This is a genomic window from Geomicrobium sp. JCM 19037 (genome assembly GCF_000698105.1).
Classification (GTDB): domain Bacteria; phylum Bacillota; class Bacilli; order Bacillales; family Marinococcaceae; genus Geomicrobium_A.
In genome coordinates this window covers 54,379-79,514 of record NZ_BAWZ01000014.1, presented here as the reverse complement: position 1 = coordinate 79,514, position 25,136 = coordinate 54,379, and the positions used below count along the sequence as shown (strand labels likewise).

Genomic DNA, 25,136 nt, shown 5'->3' with positions numbered 1-25,136 from the left:
GAAGATGAAAGCCATTCAAGTAAAACAACCTCACCAACTCGACATCGTTGACACGGAACGCCCAAAAGTTCAAACCGAAACTGACGTCATTGTACGTGTAACGACGGTTGGAATTTGTGGTTCGGATATGCACATTTATCACGGAAGCAACCCGTTTACCGTTTACCCTCGAGTCATTGGACATGAGGTGGCAGGACGTGTTGAAGAAACGGGTGCTGCTGTTACAAACGTGAAAAAGGGCGACCTCGTCGCCCTAGAGCCGATTCGCTCGTGTGGCACGTGTTATGCATGTAAGAACGACCGCCCGAACGTATGCACAGACCTCGTCGTGTACGGCGTGCATGCTGACGGTGGCATGAGCGAATGGATGCGAGCCGATCAGAGAAATTGGCACCCGGTCGAAGATCACGTGACTGAAGAAGCTGCGGCACTTATTGAACCGTTGACGATCGGTGCGCAAGCTAGTTTTCGTGGAAACATCCAGTCTGGGGACACTGTACTCATTATGGGGGCGGGCCCGACAGGCATAGCTTGTCTATTGCTCGCAAAAGAGCGAGGGGCGACAGTGTGGATGTCAGATTTCAATACGAATCGTCTTGATTACGCAACGTCTATCGGAGCAGATCGAGTCATTAACCCGGGAACGACAGACGTGGAAGAAGAAGTGACAAGAGCAACGGATGGCGAAATGATGAACGTCGTCATCGATGCGGTCGGCATTACGAGTACGTTTGAGCAAGCGGTTCAACTTGCATCAGTTGCCGGAACGGTCGTGACGTTAGGGTTTAATGAGCAGCCGTCACTCATTCCTTCTTTTCAACTTACGAAGAAAGAATTAAACGTTGTTGGTTCTCGACTACAGACGCATCAATTTCCTACAGTCATTAAAAAAGTGAATGCTGGAGAGCTGAAACCAGAAGCGATCATTTCCCATCGGTTTCATTTTAAAGATGTTAAAGAAGCATTCTCTCTGTTGGAAAATGAACCTGAGAATGTACGAAAAGTCGTTATCGAATTTTAGTGGAAGGGGTTGAACGCGATGAGAATGACATTTCGCTGGTACGGAGAAGGCAATGACTCCGTTACAGCCGAGCAAATTAAACAAATTCCTGGCGTAGAAGGGCTTGTGTGGGCTCTTCACGATCAGCCAGCAGGTAACGTTTGGCCACTGGAAGACATCATGCGTGTCAAAAAATACGCCGATACCCACGGCTTTCATCTTCACGTCGTGGAGAGCATTAACGTCCATGAAGACATCAAACTCGGCGCTGACACGCGAGACCGTTACATTGACAACTACAAGCAAACGTTAAAAAACGTTGCTCAGGCAGGCGCACGCGTCGTCTGCTTCAATTTCATGCCGGTATTTGATTGGACAAGAACCGATCTTTTTAAACAATTAGAAGACGGTTCTACTGCCCTTTTCTATGAAAAAGCGAAAGTTGACCGGATGGATCCGTATGAGTTAATCGAACAAACGACGGACTCTGAATTCACAATGCCTGGGTGGGAGCCGGAACGCTTGAAGACGATCGAACACTCACTTCGAGCATATGAGCAAGTGAGTGAAGAAGATTTATGGGCGAATCTCCACTATTTCTTAGAGCGAGTGTTGCCAGTCGCAGAAGAAGAAAATATTAAACTAGCCATCCATCCAGATGATCCACCGTGGTCTGTGTTTGGATTGCCAAGAATTATCAATAGTGAAGAAGCGATTGAACGGTATTTGGCCATTTCCGACAGTCCGTCTCACTGTCTTACGCTGTGTAGCGGTTCACTCGGGTCAAATCCGGCAAACGATGTCCCTGCGATCATTCGCCGCTTTCATGATCGCATCGCATTTGCTCACATCCGAAATGTTCGTATCTATGAAAATGGGGATTTTATTGAGACGTCCCATCGAACGAAAGACGGGTCCGTTCCAATTGATGACGTCGTCAGAGCGTATCACGAGTCAGGTTTTACAGGGTACGTCCGCCCCGACCACGGCCGACATTTATGGAACGAACAATGTCGCCCAGGGTATGGGTTGTACGACCGGGCATTAGGAATCATGCACTTATGGGGTCTTTGGGACGCTTATGAACTTGTTGAAAAAACGAATCAGGAGGCGAAATCACATGCTCCCTAAACATACGAATTTAGAAGGGAAAGTCGCAGTAATTACAGGAGGCAGTGGGGTGCTCTGCCGGACTATGGCAAAAGAGCTCGCGCGCAAGGCATGAAAGTGGCGATACTAAACCGAAATGTAGCGAACGGTGAAGAAGTCGCCGAACAGATCAACATTGCAGGAGGAGAAGCTGTGGCGGTCCGTTGCGACGTGTTAGACGAAACGAGCATCGCTGCCGCTTACGCGCAAGTAAAGAAAACGTTCGGCGCGTGCGACCTGTTAATTAACGGTGCAGGTGGCAATCACCCCGACGCGATCACCGAAAAAGAAACGTACGAAACTGGCGATCTAGAAAGCGATATTCAGTCGTTTTTCGATCTGCAATTAAGCGGATTTGATCACGTGTTCCGTCTAAATCTCGTCGGCACACTCTTGCCTACACAAGTATTTGCCCGAGATATGACATCAAGCGGGGGCACAGTCATTAACATCTCTTCCATGTCGGCCCCGGCTCCGATGACGAAAGTACCGGCCTACAGTGCCGCCAAAGCTGGCATAGACAACTTAACAAAATGGACAGCTGTCCATTTTGCAGAGACGGGAATACGTGTGAACGCAATCGCGCCAGGGTTCTTCCTCACTGAACAAAATCGCGATTTGCTCACCACCAGACGGGGACGTACCGCACGTGCGAACAAAATTATCGATCATACCCCACAGCGAAGATTCGGTGAACCTGAAGACTTACTCGGCACGTTGCTCTGGCTTGCCGATGACGAAACATCGCGCTTTGTCACTGGTATAACAGTCCCGGTTGACGGAGGTTTATGGCTTATTCCGGCGTGTAAAGAAGTCGCCTCTTGCAACGGTAATAAGTCACCGTCACAAGAGGCGTTTTTTAATGCGATATATGTTGTACTTTTCATAAAAAGTAACCCTATTTTACAAAGACTGCCTAGTCATATTCTTTCCAAAACTCGCCTGTATGTTTATTTACATAATAGCGGTTGAGTGTCGCTATGTGGGACGGGTCACCGTTTTCGTCCGAAACGGACTCTGCTACGGTAATGACATATTCATCGTCATCATTAATCCCTTCATTCATCAAGCGATAACTTTCCGCTTCAGTTTGAAAATCATCACTCACAATGCCAATCACTTCTTCTTCATCGAGTATTTGCTCCTCTTCTGCTTCCACCTCAACCATTTCTTGTTCTTCCACAGGCTCACTTGGTTCAGGCACCAATTCTCCTGCCATAGATTGAGACAAAGCGGCGGCGCTCATAATCGTTACAGCTCGCAAAGGATTCAATCCGATCATCTCCTTGCCTACCCTTTCCCTAAAAGAAAAAGAATAAATCCGAAAAAATGGAAATAAATCTAAAATTTTGGATTCGAGTAAGCTATAATAAATATATCAAAATAAATAAGGAGATCATGTTTATGAGAAAGAATTTTTTAGTACTTAGCCTTGCAGGCGTCTTGGGAGCAGCGGCGTATGCGGGTCCTTCGGAAGTGGACGCTACTTATGATTGCCATCATGACATTATGGGACCGATCTTTGAAGATGTTTGTCATGGTACGACCCATTCATCTGAAATTCGTGAAATGAGAGATCGTGGCATTTTGACCGGTTATTCGGATGGCAACTTCCATCCAAATGAAACGATCATTCGTGGGCAGGTTGCAACATTAATGACGAGAGCTTTTGATATCCCTGTCCCTGACACCGTTTCAGAAGATCTTTATCCAGATGTGTCGGCAAGTCATCATTATGCACCTGTCGTGAAAGCGGTAACCGATGCAGGAATTATGACAGGCAGAGAAGGCAACTCAGTGTTTGATACAGGAGTCACTTTGCATCGTCAACAGATGGCGTCGATTCTCATGCGCGTGCTTGATATGAACGATGTTGAACGAGCAGAAGGAAATGGAGTAGAAGTCACTGACTTGGACGATGCTCTTGCTGTGCATCAAGACAATATTCAAGCATTGCAAGCACATGGAATTACACAAACAACAGACGGAACATTTCGCCCAATGGAACCGGTCTCTCGTAGCCAAATGGCAACCTTTATCGAAAGAACGTTAGCTGTCCTCTATACAGATGAACTTGGGTTGGAATCTATGGAAATGGTCGATCCGTATACGTTTAACATTCATTTTTACCGAGATATTCGTGACGAAGAATGGAATGCCGATAATTTTAGGTTACGCGGGAGCACGGAACATTTGGAAGTGATTGATGATCAAACATTGCAAATCCGGACCGATTATAGATTGAATTATGGACAGGCACTTGTTTTGTACTATAAAGATCAACGTACGACACTCTCATACGAAAGAGAACGATCCGATATACGAAATGTTAACGTAGACATTAATGGAGCTCGTATAGATGTGAGCGGGGAATTCCCAGTTGACTTTGATGATTCAGGTTTTTACATTGTTTTGGAAGGTCCTGATGGTTTTGAGGAAAGTGCAGAAAAAGGGGCTGGATTGCAAATGGATGGGCATCGATTTAAGGCTTCATTTTCTAGACTCGTGCCTGGCGATTATATCCTCCTCTTAGACTCAGGGAACTACGGCAGAGAGGAATTCGAAATTACTATCGAGGAGTTTGATCCTACGTTTAGCCGAGTGGACGCTACGACAGACACGATTCGAAAAGAAGTAGGTCAAACATTGCAGTTTGATGTAGACGGGCTGGAACTTTCAGTGGATGAATTGGCAGCTGAAGGGTTTGAACTCATATTTAACTTAACCGATGGGTATGAGCTGACCGACTCATCAGGTGGATTTGACGCCTCAGAGCTTGCTCATCGGGAAACATTCAGCTACACAGTCGCAATTCGTGATGAAGAAGGTACAGAAATAACGTCCGATTCGCAAGAAGTGCTCGTCATTGACCCGAACGTACCTGTCCACATCAGTCCGTTATTTGAACTAGATGGCAACTTCATGTCAAGATTTGTACGACTGGATCACACCGGTGCACAATTGGTGTTCAGAGGTCAAAACTACTTCTATGAATCCGTACCGACTGAAGTATTTGAATCAATCACGATTAAAGAAGTCACATCAAGTCATCCAGAAAGTGCCGAATACGACTTAGAAGAAGGATTGATTGTTCACGAAACAGGAGACACTGAACACGTCACATTTGACATCAGCTTTGAAGAAATCGAAGAAACCGCAAGCATTACACTGCCAGTGTACGGATACACGCCCGACAATTAAACAAACATGAAACAAGGCCCCCAATTCAATATAGTGGCGGCCTTGTTTCGTTTTCCTGACGAGCGAGAGCTGTCAGGACTACTAGGGATAAACAACCCCATCCTTCTATATTTTTCAATCCACGCACCCATACAGGGTGCGACTGCGACAGTCGTCATTGATGAGGACACTTACAGCATTTCAATCCACGCACCCATACAAGGTGCGACTGTCAACATGATTACATATAAAGGCAATATGATCTTTATTTCAATCCACGCACCCATACAAGGTGCGACTGCGAAATTAAGGGTCTTTTGACCAATATCCGCTTATTCTTTCTTCTAACAACTACTTTTTTCGCACATTAATGGGGGTATAAACTAGCAATCATTACATACTTTCACAAAATTGACCCGATTTTTGGTGCGGGTCACCCAGGGTTTTTATGTTCGCTTCGGGTTCGCACCCGGATGTGCATAGCCTATTTGAGGGAGCTTATGTAAGAAGATTCGACATCGTTCATCCGCTTCCTGCAATAAAAATCATGCTTCAATTCCGATCAGAAAAGTTAGTATTTTCTGTTGACATTATCGCTTTAAAGTATTACGATAGCTACTACTAACTTCATATTTTGCTTATCGAGAGTGACCGAGGGAATGGCCCGATGACGTCCGGCAACCTCCATTGAGGAAGGTGCCAAGTCCAGCAGAATGCAACAATTCTGAAAGATAAGTCGTGAAATTGTGCACATTGCCATTCAAGACTTTTTTTCAGACGAAAAGGGTCTTTTTTTTATTGGGTTGGGGGTCGAGAGATGATTGAAATTAACAATTTGACAAAAGTATATCAGACGAAAAAGAAAACGGTGACCGGTGTTAAGGATGTGACTTTGGCGATTGCACGTGGAGATATCTTTGGCATCATCGGATACTCCGGGGCAGGGAAAAGTTCGCTACTGCGCTGCATAAACGTGCTTGAACGACCGACGAGCGGTTCAGTCAGCGTTGACGGTACGGAGATGACCAAATTGAAGGGGGAAGAGCTCCGTAAGCAGAGACTAAAGATTGGCATGATCTTTCAGCATTTTTACTTAATTAGTCAAAAAACGGTCTATGACAACGTGGCGTTTGCGCTTCGAGCAGCAGGGGAGTCGAAAGAAGCCATCCCCGCACGGGTCGACGAGCTACTCGGATTAGTTGAACTTTCCGATAAGCGTGACGTTTACCCGGCGCAACTGAGCGGTGGTCAGAAACAACGTGTCGGCATAGCGCGTGCTCTTGCAAATAACCCGGCGGTGCTTTTGTGCGACGAGGCTACGTCGGCTCTTGATCCGACGACGACGCAATCCATCTTGCGGTTGTTAAAAAATTTGAATCGAGACTTAGGATTAACGATTGTACTCATTACCCATGAAATGGGTGTGGTGAAAGAGATTTGTAACCGAATGGCGATTATGCAGGACGGGGAAGTCGTTGAGCATGGGCGCGTATATGACCTATTTGCTGATCCGCAAGAGGCGCTCACACAAGAGTTCATCTCCAACGTCGTTTCATTTGAAGTGCCAGAAGAAACGCTTGCTGGTTGCACAGGGACAATTATTAAAGTGACATTTCGTGGCACGGTAGCTGGTGAAGGCATCATCGGGGATATGTTGCAACAAATCGACATAAAAGGAAACTTCTTGCACGGTGCGATTGAATACATCGAAAACCGGCCGCTCGGCATATTCATCATGGAGCTGCGCGGAGAAATCGGTGACGTACAAACGGGTATTAACTACATTCAGCAACGACAAGCAGATGTGGAGGTGTTACGCGATGGACTTTCAACATCTAATTAATTTGTTGCCCGACATGGCAGAAGCATTTGTGGAAACGATGCAGATGATCGGCATATCTACCGTCGTCGCGATCATTATCGGTTTGCCGCTCGGCATCATTTTATTCGTCACCGACCGCGGATTGTTTTGGCAGAACGTCATCTTGCAGCAGACACTTGGCTTTATCGTCAACATCGTCCGCTCGATTCCGTACATCATCTTGCTCGTTTTACTCTTTCCGGTGACCGGGCTGCTCGTTGGTACAACGACTGGACCTGTCGCGGCGAGCGTTTCCTTATCTGTTGCCGCCATCCCATTCTTTGCGCGCATCGTTGAAACTGCGCTTCGGGATATCGACAAAGGCATGATTGAGGCGGCGATTGCGACCGGGGCGACACCGTGGATGATCATGAAAGACGTGCTCTTCCCAGAAGCCCGCTCATCAATTATTCAAGGGCTTACCCTTACGATTATTAGTCTCATCGCTTATTCGGCGATGGCCGGTGTTGTCGGTGGGGGCGGCATCGGAGATCTTGCCATTCGCTATGGCCATTACCGGTACGACACAACGATCATGATTGCAACCGTTGTGTTGCTCATCGTCCTCGTCCAAGTAATCCAACAAATTGGAGATCTAATCGCTAAGCGTGTGGACAAACGAACATAAAACCGCAAGAGGTGCAAGGGTCAAAACAGGAGCGACGGTCATAGCTAATGCCATTCCTCCTATGGGCGCTACCCGGAACGCAAGCAACGAGAAGTAAGATCCATGTCCCAGCTAAAGAGAGTATCTAAATAGAGAAGGAGAGAAATCAGTTGAAAAAATCGACCGTATTCTTATTAGGAAGTGTATTGGTATTGTCCGCTTGCGGAGATGAAAGTGAAGGCAGCGAAGAGACGGCTGGCGACATCACATTGGGAGCTACCGCTGGTCCTTATAGCGATATGTTGTCGGAGGCAATCGTGCCCGGCTTGGAAGAAAAGGGGTATTCCGTCGACATTCAAGAATTCTCCGACTATGTGTATCCGAACAATGCGCTAGCAAATGAAGAAATCGACGCCAACTTGTTTCAACATACTGTTTATCTTGAGAATTTCACTGAAGAAAACAACCTTGATCTCGTCGGGCTCATCACCGTTCCGACTGCACCGATGGGCTTGTATTCCGATGAATACAGTGACTTGAGCGACGTTGCTGAAGGCGCGGAAGTTGCGATTCCGAATGATCCGACCAACGCCGCCCGCGCCTTCATTATGCTCGAAGAAGAAGGCTTATCGAATTTGAAGATGGCATCGACGAGCTCACGGCTTCTGCCCGTGACATTACCGGCAACCCCCTCGATTTGCAGTTTGTTGAGCTCGAAGCCGCACAACTGCCACGCCAAGTTGGGAGCTCAGCGCTCACTGCTGTACCCGGGAACTTCGCCCTCGGTGCTGAGATGGACCTGTTGGATGCGCTCGCACTCGAAAACATGCCTGATCAGTACCGCAACGTCGTCGCCGTCCGTGCCGAAGACGAAGACGGGCAACTTGCCGGTGACATCGTAGATGTAATCGAATCCGAACAGTTCGAAGAAATCATTGACGAGCAGTTTGAAGGATTCGGGAAACCGGAGTGGATGGAGTAAGTCGTCCATCTCACCCGTATTGGCACCATTTTTGCACTCTCCTTCCCAATAGAAGGAGGGTTTTTCATATGCAACCAGACTGGAAACGTGCATGGCAACCGATGGTTGAACGCGTAGGTACCGATTTTTGTCCTGGGGAGCAGTTTTGGGGAGCGGACCCAATTGAGGCATCCGCGGTGCGCCGTTTTGTCGAACCGCTAGAGTTCGACTGCCCGCTACATACCGACCAACACGTAGCAGAGCAGTATGGCTACGGCACATCATTGCCCCGTATAGCAGCTTGTTCGTTTGGATTACGCAGCCGTATTGGAACAAAGAGATGGGCGCGCAGTTTACGAGCGCCGCCCCGATGCCCAACCAGAGCAGAGCCCGGTTCAAGCTTCGTGTCTGACCACGAACCCGTCACGACCGGGTACTTTTATACCGACCTCGACATCGAGTACATCCAGCCGTGCTACGTTGGCGACCACTTATACCAAGAAGGCAACCGCCTCACGTCATGCGTACCTAAAGAAACCTCCGTCGGCCGAGGCGCATTTATGCGCTGGGCATCAGTTATCAAGAACCAGTCCGCTGAACGAGTGGCGAACGTGTCGATCGGCACGTACCGGTACAACCCACATTTGAAAGGAGGCAGTGCAAATGAATGAGCGCTATTGGGAGGACGTGCAAATAGGCGAAGCTTTGCGCCCGGAAACGTTTCACCTGTCGGTGTACAGACTTGTGATGGCGGCGGGAGCAACGAGAGACTTTAATTCCATCCATCATAACAGTGAGTATGCTAGGCAATCGGGCGCAGAGGATATGTATGCCAATAATGTCTTCTTGCAAGGCATGTGGGAGAAAACCGTTCGTGCTTATATCAGACCTGCCGGAACGATCCGGCGACTGAAAGGCTTTAAGATGAAGACGTTTAATACAGCCGGAGAGACTGTCACCACCAACGGAACGGTCGTTAATAAGTGGATTGAAGAGGGCACAGCGTTCGTGGAAATCAAGCTTTGGACAGAAAATGCCGACGGCATCACCGTCGGCCCTGGCACGATGATCGTTACCTTGCCACTAAAGAATTGAGCGCACACGCCGTGCGCTTTAAGAAACGCACCCGTTTACACGAGACCCATTGACGCCATAGCAATCGCCACTACGGTCGCAACGATTGGAATGAGAACAGCGACGACAAAGATATCTTTATATGACTCTTTATGGGTGAGCCCAGTGACGACGAGCAGTGTGATGACGGCGCCATTGTGAGGGAGGGCGTCGAGCCCGCCGCCGGACAATGTGGCGATTCGGTGCAACGCTTCTGGGTTCAGACCCGTCTCGAGCGCCAAGTTGTAGTACTGCTCGCCGAGAGCTTCTAACGTGATGGCAATCCCGCCAGATCCTGAGCCGGTCGCACCGGCCATCACATTCGTCGCAATTGCGAGCGATATGAGCGGATTCCCACCGAGTGAGAGCAAGGAATTGACCAATCGATCGAACGCGGGAACGGCTTGCACAACGGTCCCGAAACCAACAGCGGCACTCGTATTAATAATCGCGAGCACAGAGCCGCTCGCCCCGCTGTTCAGAGACGTCACGAACTTTCGCCAGCGGTGGGTGTTAAAGAGCATAATCGCGACAATACCGGTAATAAGCGCGACAATAATGTGCCAACCGAATAGATTCAGCGTTACAAGTACGATTAGAAGCGGGATAATTGAAAGAAAGAAGTTTGGCAGACGATCATTTTCGTGATCAATGATTTGTTTGTCCTTCGGTTCAGTGAAGAATTCTCCTCGGCTTGAGAGTTGATTTTCCCGCCATCGTAAATACGCGTACCCGCCCCCGGCGATGACGATTGCAGCCACACTGCCCATAATTGGACCGGCGGCTGCTGTCGTATTGAAATGCGTCGTCGGGATGAGATTCTGGATTTGTGGGTTGCCAGGAATGGCTGCCATCGTAAATGTAAACGCGCCAAGGGCGATGGTTGGTGGCAAAAGTCGTCTCGTTAAGTTCGCCTCGCGGAACAGTGCCAATGCGAGCGGATAGACGGCAAAGACGACGACGAACAGACTCACACCTCCGTACGTAAGAACTGAGGTGGCGAGCAGTACGCCGAGAATGGCGCGTTTGGAGCCAATCACTTTCGTGAGTGTAACCGCAATCGTGGCTGCCATCCGTGTATCTTCCATTAACTTCCCGAAAATCGCACCGAGCATGAACACTGGAAACCATTGCTTCGCAAAGTCGACGAATCCGCTCATGTACGTGCCAGCATAGGCGTCGAGCAAATCCAATCCCCCTGTAAGAGCTACAACGCCAGCAGCAATTGGAGCGACCCAGATGATCGACCATCCTCTGTAAGCGAGAATCATAAGTACCGCAATGCCAATTAAAATCCCAATCATACCGTCACCCTCCTCATCTGTGTACACGAAGAAGATGCAAACATCGTGCCATAAGTAAACGCTTACAAATTATTGTGAAGTAATATTTAATCGCTTCTTTTTTCGGACGAGTGTAGAGATGTCAATGTCTAACTGCTCGGCTGCTTCCTTTAATGTCCGGGCTTTTGCTAGTGTGTCAGCAATGTACGTTTGCTCAAACTGTGCGATCGCTTGTTTTAACGATGGAGGTTCGTTATTTTCTTTAAAAAGCGAGATATCAAGCTTCTCACCCGTCGCTCCAGTCATTCCGTCGGGGAGAAGATCTTTCGAAATCGTCTGCGATTGGCACATATGGTACATGCGCTCGATCATGCTTTTTAACTCGCGTACATTTCCCGGCCAGGCGTAATGGAGCAACGCTTGAATGGTGCTGGAATCCATCCGCTTCACAAGAGAATACCGCTTTTCGAGCTGTTTGAGAAAAAAGAATAAAAGCGTGGATACATCGGCAATTCGCTCCCGTAATGGTGGAATTGTAATCGACAATACATTCAACCGATAAAATAAGTCGCTTCGAAATTTCTTTGCGGCGATCAACGTGTCCATGTCGGCGTTCGTTGCGAGATGACGCGAATGTTTACGGGTGTCGTTTTCGTATGACCGATGCGCCGGACCATCTGGTCTTGGAGCACGTGCAATAGCTTTACTTGTTGGGGATGAGGCATATCGCCAACTTCATCAAGAAAGAGCGTTCCATCATTCGCCAATTCAACCAACCCAACTTTGTCGCTCGTTGCCCCACTAAACGCCCCTTTCACATAACCAAACAATTCCGATTCCAGCAGATGCTCAGGAATTGCCCCACAATTCACTTTCACAAATTGTCCGGTTCGTTCACTTCTTTCATGGATATATTGTGCGAGTATATCTTTTCCAACACCCGTTTCCCCTAGAATCATAATCGGGGCATCGTTCGGTGCAAAAGCGGAGGCGAGCTCAAGCGTCTCCTCCATTTCTTTGCTCGAATAGATGAGACCGCCGCGTTGAAAAAATTGCTGTTCGTTCATTGCAGATTGTTTGTGACTGAGCTCAGACAGTTCTTTTTCCAACTGATTCAGCTTTGTAATGTCGCGAACATTGGAGATGATACAAAGAATCTCCCCGCTCTTGTTATATACCGGTGTGGACGTCAAAATCGCTTTTGATCCTCCGTAATAATCAATCACCGTGCTCTCTTGTCGACCAGTCTTTAACGTTTTTCCTGCACTTGAAATCGGGATGATATCTTTTTCGACGAGTTCATCCACTGTATAATCGCGCAACGCATCAACAGGAATTTTTGAAATGGTAAGGAGTGACTCGTTAAACAGTAGCGCATGACCAGCGCGATCGCACACGTAAATGCCATCACTGGAAATGCTAATCACACTTGTGAACAGTGACATGATTTCATCATCGTGTTCGTACTGAAAATAGGGCGTTCGATACATGCTCATTCGCTCCTTTGTATGCAAAGTTGCGCATTCAGTATGCACATCTGCATATGCAAACCAATCAACCGTGAATATGTGCAGTGTATCATATTATCAGATAATTGGAACAAATATTGCACCATTTTCTAACAGTCAAATGAAAAAGGGGCAGATAGTATGGATATTAACTATATGATTCGACATGGTCTAAAGCACCCGCAAAAAACCGCAGTCCAAGTTGAAGACGGGGAGCGTTGGACTTACGCACAATTAGATGAGAAAGCAAACCGGTACGGAAACCATTTGCGAAGTCTAGGCGTTAAGCAAGGGGATCGGGTCGGGATGCTTTTGACGAACAGCCTTGAGTATATAGGCCTTTATTTTGCCATTGCCCGTATCGGAGCGATTGCTGTCCGCCTAAACTTTCGACTCACGAGTCAGGAATATGCTTATTTGTTCGACGATGCGGGCATGAGCGTACTCATATTTAACGATGAGTTCACCGGTGTTGTGCAAGGGGCGGGGGCAAAGCACATCGACCATTACCTCTGCTTGTGTGCGGACGGTGAGCCCGTCCCGAGCTGGAGCCGGTCTTTTTCCGAATTGGAAGAGGGCAGCTGTGCACCTATTTCCACAGCGAGTATTCAGAGCACAGATCCAGTGATGCTCATGTACACATCCGGCACGACTGGTCGACCGAAAGGCGCCGTTTGGAGCCATGACAACACGTTGTGGTTTTCAACCATTCAAGCATTGCGTTGGTCGCTCGATGGAACAGAAACAGCCATGACGACGGGACCGCTCTACCACGTCGGGGCAATGGAAGACCTTGCCTTGCCCGTCTTACTCAAAGGTGGGACTGTCTTAATTTCCAAAAGTAAAGGATTTTCCATTGAGCGCGTGATGGACGTAATTGACCGTGAGCAAGTGAGCGACATCTTTTTGTTTCCATTTATGATCTATGATTTGCTCCAACATCCATCGCTACACACGTACGAGCTCTCCTCCCTACGTCGGATCGTCACAGGTGGCGACCCTCTCGTTCCGTGGGCGATTGAGCAGATGGATCGTGTTTTGCCCGGAGCCGGTGTCATTCAAGTGTATGGATTAACTGAAGGTACGCCAATCGCGGTATGTCTCGATGCTAAAGTCGATCGCGACAAAATCCATACCGTCGGTCCTGCCATGCCCCTCGTTGAAATCAAAACCGTCCGTGATGACGGCGAAACGTGCGACATCGGGGAAGTCGGCGAAATCTGGATCAAAAGCCCAGTCGTATCCGCCTCTTATTGGAACAAACCTGAAGCCACCGCCGCCACCTTTGCCGACGGCTGGTGCAAAACCGGCGACCTCGGCATCTTTGATGCAGCCGGATACCTAGAAATTGCCGGCCGTAAAAAAGACATGATTCGAAGCGGTGGTGAGAACATCTATGCGAAAGAGATCGAAGACGTCATCATCCGTCATGAAGGAGTAAAAGACGTCGCCATTATCGGCATCCCCGATAAGAAGTTTATTGAGGCCGTTTGCGCCGTCATCGTTCCTAGCAAAAGCGCCCCATTACAAAAAGAAGACATCCTTGACTTGTGTACCGCCCAGCTTGCCCGTTTCAAAAAACCAAGAGAAATCATCTTCGTCGACGCATTGCCCCGCACCCCATCAGGAAAGTACAGAAATACGTATTGCGAGACCAATACCGCGAAGGGACAATCGTTGAATAAGAAAGCCGACGTGCCAGTGCACGTCGGTTTTCTTATTCCTCAACCCCGGTATACTTTGCCGATAACGTTTGCTCGATTGCATCACCGTCGTTATTTCAATCCACGCACCCATACAGGGTGCGACGCAAAGTATTTGATTGATGATCTATTTATACCACATTTCAATCCACGCACCCAACCGGGTGCGACGTCACGTAAATGGTCTGCGGGATGCTTTTCAATTATTTCAATCCACGCACCCATACAGGGTGCGACTGCGAAATAAATGGTCTTCTGACCTATATTCGCTTATTTCTTCTTCTAATAATTACTCATTAACACTTTAAAGGGTATTTAAACATACGGGGATTACATATTTTCACATAATTGGTGTGAATATTGGTGCGGGTCTACCAGGGTTTTTATGTTCGCTTCGGGTTCGCACCTGACTTTTACTGCTAATATAACGAAGTTCGACACGGTTCGACGACTTGTATTGAGATGAATCGTTAAGTCAGTATTCAACTCTAAAAGCAATTTCAATTTTGCTCATGGGCCATAGCAGGTGTAAAGAATTTACCCAAAAAATAAATGATTGTATAGAATCCAGTTGCGAGCACCAGATTATTTAGGATGAAGATCCAAGAATTGTGAATGAGCGCGATAAATGTACTTGTTAATACACCTAAAACGATGGCCAATACGAATAGAATACTGAATACTTTCGCAAAGGTTCTTGTCTTGATTAGCAGATAGGTGACAGAATAGATGATTAATACAGGAACAGAAATTGCAAGGTAAAGGGCAGCGAAACCAGATGATGCTACGTCAATCATATTGCCTTGCATCGGACCTGTGGAAACGGCAAACAGAAACAAGGATAATACGAGCAAGAAAGTAAGGAGCGAACTAACCAGCACTCGCCACATGCAAAGCGTCCTCCTGTTATGAAACGCATTGTGAAGATTATTATATCAAATTTTCTGTCTAATAGAAAACCCACATACATGCGTATATGTGGTTTTCTATACGAGAAGTGAGTAAAAAATGAGCCAAATCCCCACATAAAAAGGATAAATTCCATCATAGAAACGTATACGATGGAATTTAGTCCCAGTGAAGAAGGATTTTCATGAAAATCCCCACATAAAAAGTGAAGAACTACTGGCGCCAATCAACTAGAGCTGAATGGGAAAAAACATCTCCGTCACTAATGTACTCCCCGTCGTATTTCAAATAGTAGGTAGTGTCACTTGGCTTCGGGAAACAATGATGTTGGGTGACGGTATTCATGAAGCATCGTGTTTGACAGATCAGCTGTATAAATCTTAAATTCACCATTTTTACGGTCGAGCTGGTCGGTACCGTTATACGGGGCATCCATGAGCTCCAGCTTGTCCCAATCCAACGTGCGCTTGCACTTATGGAAAAGTGATCGCCTCATCGACAGTCGCCCCCGATGTGGCCATTTCAATTCCGCTTACGGTATAGTTCTCATTAATGATCGCACGGTCAAGAAACATTGAAAGCTGGCTACGTGACAACGATTCTGTCGGACGGAAGTGCTGTCCGGGACCGACACCGAGGAAGCTCACATTCGTATGGAAAATCGCCTCGATGTTCGGCTGATGCACGTCAGACGCCTCGTCAAGATCAGCAAGCGATCCTTCAGTGTTACATCCGTACGCGTAAGTAAGTCCACCATTCACACAGTCACGCAACTCAAACGCCCGGTTCAATACCGACGCCATCTGCTGCCGGGAAATCGGTTCGCCTGCACTAAAGCGCGTGCCGCCATCTTGGCCAACAAAAATGCCCGCCTCGTGCAACGCCACAGCTGCTTCATAATACTCGCTATCCGCAGACAAATCCACAAATGGATTCTCTTGATGTGAAGCTTCTAGATCAAGAGCCCGGTACAGCATGTTCGCCACCTGCCCGCGAATGATCGTCTCATTCGGGCGGAACGTATTGTCCGAGTAGCCCGTAATGATGTCACGGTCCACATTTCGGTATGTAGAATCCGTATCATAAATCGAATCATGGTCATCAAAATGAACCACCTCCGCCGACAAAGGCTCCGTCAGAACAAGCCCACCGACCACCACCATGATTCCAGTCAACAATAGTTTCATCTAATCTCTCCCTTCGAAACTCGTAATCCGTGAAAATTGTAACACGAGAAGAAATATTTGTAATGTTAAGGTGACAGAAGTTGTCAGGGTGCGAGGTAGAGTATAGGGTGGTGGAAGTTGGCACTTCACCCTAAATCCTTCCTATATTATAATGAATTTGTACTGATACATAAGAAGGATGTTTTGCAGGTGTTTAGAACGAACGATTATTTTTGTTAAAATGAAGAAGTGTATAATACAACAATTGAAGTGAGGTAACTATGGCCCCTATACATAAGAAACTATTCAGCGCAGCCGATAATCTGCGCAGCAAGATGGACGCATCGGAATACAAAAACTACTTACTCGGATTGATCTTCTACAAATACTTATCAGATCGTCTACTAGAAAAAGTCGTTGAAGTGGCGGATGAATCGGTTGAGGAGTACGATACTCAAGCGAAGCAAGCAGAACTCTATCAATCGTTACTCGACGATGAAGAGGTTCGTGACGACTTAAAAGAAACGCTTCACGACACGCTCGGATACGCGATGAAGCCGGAGTATTTGTTTAATGAACTGACGAATCAAGCGAAGCAAAACCTATTCCAACTGCATCATTTGGAAAATGGCTTTAGTGATCTGTCTTCTAACTACGATCAATTTAATGGGTTGTTTGATGACGTCGACTTACGTTCGAAAAAGCTAGGTTCTGACGATCAACAACGCAACATTACGATCACTGAAGTGTTGAAAAAACTGAACGACGTCGATGTGATTGGGCATAGTGGTGACGTGATTGGTGATGCGTATGAATACCTCATCGGTCAGTTTGCATCTGAAGCAGGAAAGAAAGCAGGCGAGTTCTATACGCCCCATGAAGTGTCACTCATGATGGCGCGAATTGCCGCGATTGGACAAGAAGATAAACGCTTATTCAGTGTGTATGACCCGACGATGGGATCAGGCTCGCTCATGTTAAACGTGCGTAACTATATCAACTATCCTGACAACGTGAAATACCACGGACAGGAGATGAACACGACGACGTTTAATTTGGCCAAAATGAACTTGCTCCTTCACGGTGTAAACAATGAAGATATGAACTTACGAAACGGCGATACACTAAACAAAGACTGGCCAACAGATGAGCCGTATACGTTCGACTCGGTATTAATGAACCCGCCGTATTCTGCGAAGTGGTCGGCAGCGGACACCTTTTTAGATGACTCCCGGTTTAACCGTTTCGGAAAGCTTGCACCGAAATCTAAAGCCGATTTCGCCTTTCTCTTGCACGGCTTGTATCACTTGAAAAATTCAGGAACGATGGCGATCGTCTTGCCACACGGTGTACTCTTCCGTGGGGCAGCTGAAGGTGTAATTCGTAAGAGATTGCTCGGAGACGGAAGCATTGAGGCAGTCATCGGGTTACCAGCCAACCTGTTCTTCGGGACAAGCATCCCTACAACCGTAATTATCTTAAAGAAAGACCGAGACAAGCGCGATGTCTTATTTATTGATGCGAGTAAGACGTTTATAAAAGGCAAGAATCAAAATCAAATAGCCGAAGAGCATATTGACCAAATCGTTGAAACGTATCGTAAACGTGAAAGTATAGACAAATACGCGCACCTTGCTACGTATGAAGAAATCGAGAGCAATGACTATAACTTAAACATCCCTCGCTACATCGACACATTCGAAGAAGAAGAACCTGTGGATATGGCAAACGTCGGTGCAACAATTAAAGATATCCGTAAAGAAAAAGCAGAACTCGAAAGCAACTTACATGAAATGATTTCATCCTTACAGCATGACGAAAAAGATGCAGAGTGGATGAAAGGAGCATTAGAGGTGTTTAACCGTGGAAAATAAGCGCGTGCCAAAAGTGAGGTTTGCGGAGTTTAGTGGGGAATGGATGACTAGAAGCTTAAGTGAACTAGTTGACAGAGTTAAATCATATTCACTATCAAGAAGTGTAGAAGTAAATAATTTTACAGGATATAAATACATTCATTATGGAGATATTCATACAAAGGTAGCTACTGTTATCGACGAGGGTTCTGTTCTACCAAATATTGAAGCAGGTGACTATGATTTCTTATTGAACGGTGATTTGGTTCTTGCAGATGCATCAGAAGATTACCAAGGGATAGCCACTCCGTCTGTTGTAACAATTAATACACCTTATAAACTTATAGCTGGCCTGCATACAATAGCACTAAGGCCTAAAACAACATACTCACTGTTTCTTTATTATATGTTTTTTGCAGAACATTTTAGAAGGTATGGTTACAAAGTCGGTACAGGTATGAAGGTGTTTGGAATAAGTGTTACAAATATACTCAGGTATGAGGTTGGGATGCCTTGTCAGCAAGAACAAACCAAAATAGGCAACTTCTTCAAACAACTCGACGAAGCGATCACACTCCAACAACAAGAACTCGACTCGTTAAAACAAACGAAACAAGGTTTCTTGCAAAAGCTGTTCCCAAAAGAGGGAGAGTCTTTACCGGAAGTTCGTTTTCCGGATTTTTCTGGAGAGTGGGAGAAAAATGAATTGGGAGAGTTAATGAGTGTTGGATCAGTTAAGAGAATTCATCAAGCCGATTGGACAAGTAATGGAATAAGGTTTTTTAGAGCGAGAGATATTGTTGCTAAATTTAAAGGAGAAGAAATTAAAGAATTTCTTTATATATCAGAAGAAAGATATAATAAATATGCTGAAGCATCAGGAAAAGTATTGGTGGGAGATCTTTTAGTAACAGGGGTAGGTACAATAGGTGTTCCTATGCTTATAGAAAACAATGATCCAATATACTTTAAAGATGGGAATATAATTTGGTTTAAAAATAAGAATAATCTAGATGGGTATTTTTTGTACTACTCTTTTGTTAACAATGAGATCCAAAAATTTGTTCATGATGTTGCTGGAACGGGAACGGTAGGGACTTATACAATAGAGAACGGAAAAAGAACACCGATTTTGTTTCCTTCAAAACAAGAACAAACCAAAATAGGCAACTTCTTCAAACAACTCGACGACACGATCGCTCTTCATGAGAAAGAACTCGAGACACTCAAAGAAACGAAAAAAGCTTTCCTACAAAAAATGTTTGTGTAAGAACTAGAGATAGAGGTGAACGAAGTGGCGCTTAAGGATGAAGTGGAGATTGAAAAACGGTTAATTGAAGTGTTAGGCGAAGGCATAATCAGTGGAATTATCGGCCTGATCTGAAGTCTGAGGCTGATTTATGGGCAAATGTCCGAAAAATTATCACACAGAATAACCTATCTGAAATCGGGGAGAACCCGATTACGGATGAAGAGTTTGACCGCATAAAGGCAGATATTTTGCTACATACGCAAACACCGTTCGATGCTGCCCGGTTCCTTCGCGGTGAGAATGGGATTGCACGAGTGACGATTGAGCGGGACGATCGTTCACTCGGCTCTATGTCCCTTGTGCTCTACTCGAACCATGACATTGGTGGGGGAATTTCTACGTATGAAGTGGTCCATCAAATCGCGAAGCAAAGCGCAACGGTCGAGGGACGTGATCGTCGCTTTGACGTGACATTGCTGATTAATGGTTTGCCCATTGTTCAGATTGAGTTAAAGCAAGCGACAGCGAAAGACGGGATTTTTCAAGCATTTAATCAGGTGAAGAAATACGCTGAGGAAGGCGTTTTTCGTCATAACATCTTTTCGACATTACAGTTGTTTGTCGTCTCCAATGAGCAGACGACGCGGTATTTCGCCAATGCGATGCCAAAAGATATGCATGCTAAATTCTTGTTCAGTTGGCGGACGACCGACAATCGAAAAGTGGAAGATCTCTATGAATTTGTGAAACAAGTCTTGAACATTCCGGATGCCCACCGCCTCATTGCCAATTACACGATTGTAAGTGAAGAAATTGATCACCGGGTGTTGATGGTGTTACACCCTTATCAAATTCATGCGATTGAAGCATTATTTACATCAGCAAACAAACATCAATCTGGTTATATTTGGCATGCAACCGGTTCGGGAAAAACGTTAACGAGTTTTGTATCAACGAAACTACTTGCAAGAAAGCACGGCGTGGATCGGACGATTATGTTAATTGACCGAAAAGACTTGGACAACCAAACGACAACCGAATTTACGAAATTCGCTTCCGAATACAACACGGGTGACTCTTCTGGGAGTGGCAAAGCGAATAGTTTAATCGTTGGTACGGGCAGTTCCCAAGAGCTGAGTCGGACACTACTTGCCGATGCCAACTCCAATACGATCATTATTACGACGCGCCAAAAGTTAGAAAGTGCGTTGAAATATGCAAAAAAGCAAGAAGAAAAAGACGGCAAGCAACGGTTTCAAAAGCTTCTCGGCCAGCATGTTGTGTTTGTCGTTGATGAATGCCATCGTGCGTTAAGTGCAGAGGGCATGGACTCCATCAAATCCTTTTTTCCGAATTCAACGTGGTTCGGATTTACAGGCACACCGATTTTTAATGTAAACAAAAAACAAGCAAAAGGTAGTTTGGCTCGTACAACACCTGACCAGTACGGCGATGTGCTACATACATACACGATAAAAAACGCATTGGATGACGGTGCAGTTTTAGGTTTTCAAGTTGAACATGAAGATACAATCGATAAGAGAACATTAAACGACAGCATATACGAACAACTTCGAAACGACACGAAGCATTCGAATAAGATGAATGAAGAAATTAATGCGCTCATTGATGATATGGATGGAATACAGAAAGAATCATACATTGATCCGCAAATTTATGAGGAAGACGCGCATATTCGTCTCGTGATTGAGAAGATTTTTCGACCAGACAATGCGTACACGAAGTTTGATTTCAAGAACGGTCGCCCTCAAAAGTCAGCGATCTTAACAACAAGCTCCATTGACATGGCGAAGCGCTACTATCATGCAATGAAAGAAATGCTCAAAGACCCGAAGTGGATGGGCAACCAAAAGCATCCATTGCGAAAAGGGCGAACGATTGATGACCCTGATTTTCCAAGAATCGCAATCACGTATTCCTTACAAGAGAATGAAGAACACGCGAAAGAACAAGAAGATGAAATGAAAGAAATCATGCAAGAGTACAACGACTATTATGATACCGCCTGGTCGATCCAAGATCTTGACCGTTACAACGGGGACATTAACAATCGACTTGCACGTAAAAAAGCGGAGTTTAAGCAATTTGGAAAGCACCTCGATCTGGTCATCGTCGTCGATCGGTTATTGACTGGTTTTGATGCGCCGACGATCCAAACGCTGTTTGTCGACCGGAATCTAAGCTACGCCAATTTGATTCAAGCGTTTTCCAGAACCAATCGAACGTTCCCAGGGAAAACGAAGGGTTTCATTATGACGTTTCGAAAACCGTACACAATGGAACAAAACGTCGAAAACGCGACGAAGCTGTATTCCAATCAACAAGAAGATACGCAGCTTGTGTATCCAACCTACGAGGAATCACTCAAACGATTCAAAAAAGCACACCGTATTCTCACAGACTCAGATTTTAATCTTGAAACGATAGACGAACATGCCTCCGTCGAAGATAAGGTGGAGTTTGTTAAAGCCTTTCAAGAATTAAACAACTCCTACGAGGCGTTAGTCACGTATGACGACTATAATGATGCGATGGAGAAATCAACAGCTCTCCAGGACCAAGTGTCCGTGATTCAAGAGACCGTCGGCGTCTACAACACGGTAAAAGGATCTTTACTCAACGAGAAAAACGAAGAAGATGAAGAACAGCCCGACTTCTCATCCATCGAGTTTTACGGTGAAAATGCCATCAAAGTATATGACATCGACTCTGCCTTTGTCGATCAACTACTCGGCAACTACTCAGCAAACGACCAAGACATTCGCCAAGAGATCGAAAAAGCAATGCAAAAACTAAACAAAAAAGAAATCGTCAAAGACGTCTACCGGTCCATCCTAAACGCAATGGACAACGAAAAAGTCGAAGCTGATGGCGACATCTTTGCTGTCAAGCGCCAATACTTCACTGGAACGAGAGATAATCAAGTACAACAGTTCGCCGACAACTGGTTGGTCGACGAGAAAGAACTGCATCTATCCTCCATTCAATACATTGCCGGCTCTGAAACGATACCAAACATCAAAGGAATACTAGACAGCAAAGATTTTGACCAATACAAACAAGCCAACCCAGACGCAAAGCCATTAAAATACGGCCCAAGCTTAAAAAGAGAATGGGTTAAGCTGCTAGACGAAGTGGTTGTGCCGCTTGGGGATGAATTGAGGTAGTTTTTATGTTTTAAGTATTTAATTTTTTTGATGGAAACAGTAGTGAGTACAAGTTTAGCTAAAATGAACGATTAAACTATAGTTCTTTATATCTATTGCTATTTGTGGCATTTTATTACTGATTTGTATATAATAAAGTTACAGTAATGTATCATTATTACTCTATTTGATATTTTAGAGATCAAGTAGAGTAATAATTTTGCAAATCTATGATTGTAGACTGAGCAGCTGCAAGCTATTAATTAGGGATATATTCTATATTACAAGAATTAATAAGTAAGTATAAGACAATCTATTATTCGAAATAAAGGAGGATTATATGATACTTGGGGTGTTGCTAAAGGGATATAAGTCTTATCAGAAATCTGTTTTTATTCCTATTAGCAAAAGTACAGAAGAAAAATACTCAGTATATATAGGTAATAATGGTGTTGGGAAGAGTGCTATTTTTGAAGCATTAGATACCTTCTTTAACGGGCGACCGTGGAACGTGACTAGAGGAGGGAATAAAGAAGAGTTTTATATTGCTCCGATTTTTCTAATAGAAAAAAATAACTTTAAAAACAGGGTATACAGTTCCAACAATTATGAGCCTACGGAGATTGAAGAGAATAAAGATTTAGTACATGTATTAAATTTTATAAGTCAATATTTTTGGGGTGTGAAATCTGATTATAATTCTTTGGTTACTAAATGGAACCACATCAAAGATTTTTTTGATTTGCGAAATGATTTGATGGACAATTATGATGAAGAAAATTACTATTTATTTACTCTGGGAATCCAATATTTAAAGCAAGATATATATCTTAGTGCTTTCAATGATGATGTAATAAAAGATTTAGGAAAAAAGCTTCAGGTAGATGACACAACTATTTTAAAAAAATTAGAAAAGATTAAAAAGCTGGTTATTGAACATTACTCATTTGTATATTTTCCTGTAGAGCAAGGTGTGGAAGATGTATTAAAAATTGAGACTAAACAAATGCAAACATTGATGAATAAAGATGTCCTAGAAGAAATAGATAACGCCCTACTTAGTAAATTTGAGATAAATGGTAGAGGGAAAAGTTTTATTAACTTTATTAATGATCATCTCAACGAATTTTTATCGGAGATAAATAACTCAATAAAAAAAATAAATTCAAATTATAATTATGGTGCTGAATTATTTGTTAAGAAAAATTTAACTACATTAGATATTCGCGAAAAGATACTAGAGGTTTTTCTTTTAAAGAAATCATTAAAATACAAAAATAAAGAAGTTAGTCAGTTAAGTTCGGGAGAACAAAGAAAAGCTTTAATGGATATTGCCTATACATTTCTCTCAAATAACGGGGACAGAGACAAGAATATAGTTCTCGCTGTTGATGAACCTGAGGTATCAATGAGTTTATCAAATTGTTTCTCACAATTCTCTCGATTAGAAGAACTAGCTAATACATATAAAAATCAAATTTTAATATCAACTCATTGGTATGGATCCTTACCTACTATTACTAAAGGTTATTTGCACCATGTGACAGAAAACAAGGAAGAAGAAAATCATAAGATAATTCAATTTAACTTCTTTAATTATTTGGAAGAGAGAAGGAGGTTTCCTAATGATATTGATTTAAAAAGTATGTTTGATTTAGCGACAAGTATTTTATCATATGTCAAATCTTCTGAAAGAATTAATTGGATAATTTGTGAGGGTAGTGACGATAAAATATATCTAGAAAAGGTTCTAAAAGAAAGTAAGGATTGTAAGATTTTGCCAGTTGGTGGGCTAGGGAATGTTGTTAAATTATATAATCTCTTAACTGCTCCTTTATCATCTGATAAAAAAGAGTTAAGCCAATTAAAAAATCATGGAAAGATACTTTGCTTAATAGACACTGATGAGCACAAGATGAATTATACAGATGTTCAAACTGATGGTGTTGTGCAACTTCGAAGGTTGCAGAAAAATAGTGACGAAACATCTTTTGATTTAATTGATCCTGTTCGAAATGCAATTTATGAGAAAACGGTGATTGAGGATTGTTTAGATCCAGTTACTTATTATAAAGCAATAAAAAAAGTAATACTAGAAACTGAAAATCAACATATTACGGATATATTTAATAACTACGAGTTTAATCATAAAGCTTCACTTTCAAGGTTGACTGGAGATAATTCAATATTAAGACCCGTTAATGTTCAATACTATGAAAAAAAGAAAGAAATTATAGATTTTTTTAGTAGACATGATATAAAGTATCTTGTTGCCAAGGCGTATAGTATCGAATGTAGAAGTGATACCTACCACAAGTTAGAAAGTGTTATTATGGATATTTTCCAACCCAGTACACAAACTGTGTAGGGAAATGTGGATCACTATTTTACAGCAGCACCCCTCAGACACTGACGAGAACTTGA

The 25,136-nt window shown here is 44.4% G+C and carries 17 protein-coding genes, 4 pseudogenes, 1 CRISPR repeat array and 1 riboswitch; of the genes and pseudogenes, 14 read left to right on the top strand and 7 right to left on the bottom strand.

Going from position 1 to position 25,136, the window contains the following annotated elements:
• Nucleotides 1-4 precede the first annotated feature (4 nt).
• The 3 genes and pseudogenes from JCM19037_RS09975 (at nt 5) to JCM19037_RS09965 (ending at nt 2,958) form a co-directional block, all read left to right on the top strand.
• The gene (locus tag JCM19037_RS09975) at nt 5-1,021 is read left to right on the top strand and encodes a zinc-binding alcohol dehydrogenase family protein (RefSeq protein ID WP_042400528.1); all 1,017 of its coding nucleotides are present in this window, start codon (nt 5-7) and stop codon (nt 1,019-1,021) included.
• Nucleotides 1,022-1,039: 18 nt separating this feature from the next.
• Nucleotides 1,040-2,131 carry a mannonate dehydratase gene (gene uxuA / locus JCM19037_RS09970; RefSeq protein ID WP_042400526.1) on the top strand — a complete coding sequence of 364 codons (1,092 nt, stop codon included), beginning with the start codon at nt 1,040-1,042 and terminating at the stop codon, nt 2,129-2,131.
• Nucleotides 2,121-2,958: pseudogene (locus JCM19037_RS09965) on the top strand (SDR family oxidoreductase). The gene uxuA and the pseudogene JCM19037_RS09965 overlap by 11 nt, the downstream one beginning before the upstream one ends.
• 107 nt (nt 2,959-3,065) lie before the next feature.
• Here JCM19037_RS09965 and JCM19037_RS09960 read toward each other — a convergent pair.
• Nucleotides 3,066-3,422 (bottom strand): hypothetical protein, encoded by a 357-nt coding sequence (locus tag JCM19037_RS09960; protein ID WP_042400524.1) that lies wholly within the window; start codon nt 3,420-3,422, stop codon nt 3,066-3,068.
• Between the two features lie 131 nt (nt 3,423-3,553).
• Here JCM19037_RS09960 and JCM19037_RS09955 point away from each other — a divergent pair, with 131 nt between their 5' ends.
• The 6 genes and pseudogenes from JCM19037_RS09955 (at nt 3,554) to JCM19037_RS09930 (ending at nt 9,853) form a co-directional block, all read left to right on the top strand.
• Nucleotides 3,554-5,350 (top strand): S-layer homology domain-containing protein, encoded by a 1,797-nt coding sequence (locus tag JCM19037_RS09955; protein WP_042400522.1) that lies wholly within the window; start codon nt 3,554-3,556, stop codon nt 5,348-5,350.
• Between the two features lie 112 nt (nt 5,351-5,462).
• Nucleotides 5,463-5,633: a CRISPR direct-repeat array (repeat unit 22 nt; unit sequence TTTCAATCCACGCACCCATACA).
• A 331-nt stretch (nt 5,634-5,964) separates the two neighbouring features.
• Nucleotides 5,965-6,067, top strand: a riboswitch (SAM riboswitch).
• Nucleotides 6,068-6,146: 79 nt separating this feature from the next.
• Entirely contained in the window at nt 6,147-7,172 is a 1,026-nt protein-coding gene (locus JCM19037_RS09950; RefSeq protein WP_042400519.1) for a methionine ABC transporter ATP-binding protein, read from the top strand.
• Nucleotides 7,150-7,818, top strand: coding sequence for a methionine ABC transporter permease (locus tag JCM19037_RS09945; protein ID WP_042400515.1), 669 nt, complete (start codon nt 7,150-7,152; stop codon nt 7,816-7,818). The genes JCM19037_RS09950 and JCM19037_RS09945 overlap by 23 nt, the downstream gene beginning before the upstream one ends.
• A 149-nt stretch (nt 7,819-7,967) precedes the next feature.
• A pseudogene (locus JCM19037_RS09940) lies at nt 7,968-8,779 on the top strand (MetQ/NlpA family ABC transporter substrate-binding protein).
• 68 nt (nt 8,780-8,847) lie between these two features.
• Nucleotides 8,848-9,429, top strand: coding sequence for a MaoC family dehydratase N-terminal domain-containing protein (locus JCM19037_RS09935; RefSeq protein WP_052363767.1), 582 nt, complete (start codon nt 8,848-8,850; stop codon nt 9,427-9,429).
• Nucleotides 9,422-9,853 carry an acyl dehydratase gene (locus JCM19037_RS09930; RefSeq protein WP_042400513.1) on the top strand — a complete coding sequence of 144 codons (432 nt, stop codon included), beginning with the start codon at nt 9,422-9,424 and terminating at the stop codon, nt 9,851-9,853. The genes JCM19037_RS09935 and JCM19037_RS09930 overlap by 8 nt, the downstream gene beginning before the upstream one ends.
• Nucleotides 9,854-9,888: 35 nt before the next feature.
• On the opposite strand, the gene JCM19037_RS09925 is transcribed toward JCM19037_RS09930, so the two are convergent.
• The 3 genes and pseudogenes from JCM19037_RS09925 to JCM19037_RS22645 form a co-directional block, all read right to left on the bottom strand.
• Complete coding sequence (locus tag JCM19037_RS09925; protein ID WP_042400511.1) at nt 9,889-11,175, bottom strand: GntP family permease; 1,287 nt, start codon at nt 11,173-11,175, stop codon at nt 9,889-9,891.
• Nucleotides 11,176-11,244: 69 nt separating this feature from the next.
• Entirely contained in the window at nt 11,245-11,460 is a 216-nt protein-coding gene (locus JCM19037_RS27180) for a helix-turn-helix domain-containing protein (RefSeq protein WP_238544654.1), read from the bottom strand.
• A gap of 291 nt (nt 11,461-11,751) precedes the next feature.
• Nucleotides 11,752-12,599 (bottom strand): annotated as a pseudogene (locus JCM19037_RS22645) (sigma 54-interacting transcriptional regulator); the annotation flags it as partial.
• A gap of 204 nt (nt 12,600-12,803) precedes the next feature.
• On the opposite strand from JCM19037_RS22645, the gene JCM19037_RS09915 reads away from it, so the two are divergent.
• Nucleotides 12,804-14,612 (top strand): class I adenylate-forming enzyme family protein, encoded by a 1,809-nt coding sequence (locus JCM19037_RS09915; RefSeq protein WP_238544648.1) that lies wholly within the window; start codon nt 12,804-12,806, stop codon nt 14,610-14,612.
• Nucleotides 14,613-14,865: 253 nt separating this feature from the next.
• On the opposite strand, the gene JCM19037_RS09910 is transcribed toward JCM19037_RS09915, so the two are convergent.
• From JCM19037_RS09910 to JCM19037_RS09905, 3 genes are all read right to left on the bottom strand, one after another.
• Complete coding sequence (locus JCM19037_RS09910) at nt 14,866-15,255, bottom strand: hypothetical protein (RefSeq protein WP_042400509.1); 390 nt, start codon at nt 15,253-15,255, stop codon at nt 14,866-14,868.
• Nucleotides 15,256-15,575: 320 nt separating this feature from the next.
• Nucleotides 15,576-15,770 (bottom strand): hypothetical protein, encoded by a 195-nt coding sequence (locus JCM19037_RS25080; protein ID WP_152549021.1) that lies wholly within the window; start codon nt 15,768-15,770, stop codon nt 15,576-15,578.
• Nucleotides 15,748-16,461, bottom strand: coding sequence for an S-layer homology domain-containing protein (locus tag JCM19037_RS09905; protein WP_042400507.1), 714 nt, complete (start codon nt 16,459-16,461; stop codon nt 15,748-15,750). The genes JCM19037_RS25080 and JCM19037_RS09905 overlap by 23 nt, the downstream gene beginning before the upstream one ends.
• 260 nt (nt 16,462-16,721) lie before the next feature.
• Here JCM19037_RS09905 and JCM19037_RS09900 point away from each other — a divergent pair, with 260 nt between their 5' ends.
• The 4 genes and pseudogenes from JCM19037_RS09900 (at nt 16,722) to JCM19037_RS09885 (ending at nt 25,080) form a co-directional block, all read left to right on the top strand.
• Nucleotides 16,722-18,314, top strand: a complete 1,593-nt coding sequence (locus JCM19037_RS09900) for a type I restriction-modification system subunit M (protein ID WP_042400504.1) — start codon at nt 16,722-16,724, stop codon at nt 18,312-18,314.
• Complete coding sequence (locus JCM19037_RS09895; RefSeq protein ID WP_052363764.1) at nt 18,304-19,563, top strand: restriction endonuclease subunit S; 1,260 nt, start codon at nt 18,304-18,306, stop codon at nt 19,561-19,563. Before JCM19037_RS09900 ends, JCM19037_RS09895 begins: the two co-directional genes overlap by 11 nt.
• Before the next feature lie 15 nt (nt 19,564-19,578).
• Nucleotides 19,579-22,733: pseudogene (locus tag JCM19037_RS09890) on the top strand (type I restriction endonuclease subunit R).
• A 319-nt stretch (nt 22,734-23,052) separates the two neighbouring features.
• The gene (locus JCM19037_RS09885) at nt 23,053-25,080 is read left to right on the top strand and encodes an AAA family ATPase (RefSeq protein WP_042400502.1); all 2,028 of its coding nucleotides are present in this window, start codon (nt 23,053-23,055) and stop codon (nt 25,078-25,080) included.
• Nucleotides 25,081-25,136: the final 56 nt, after the last annotated feature.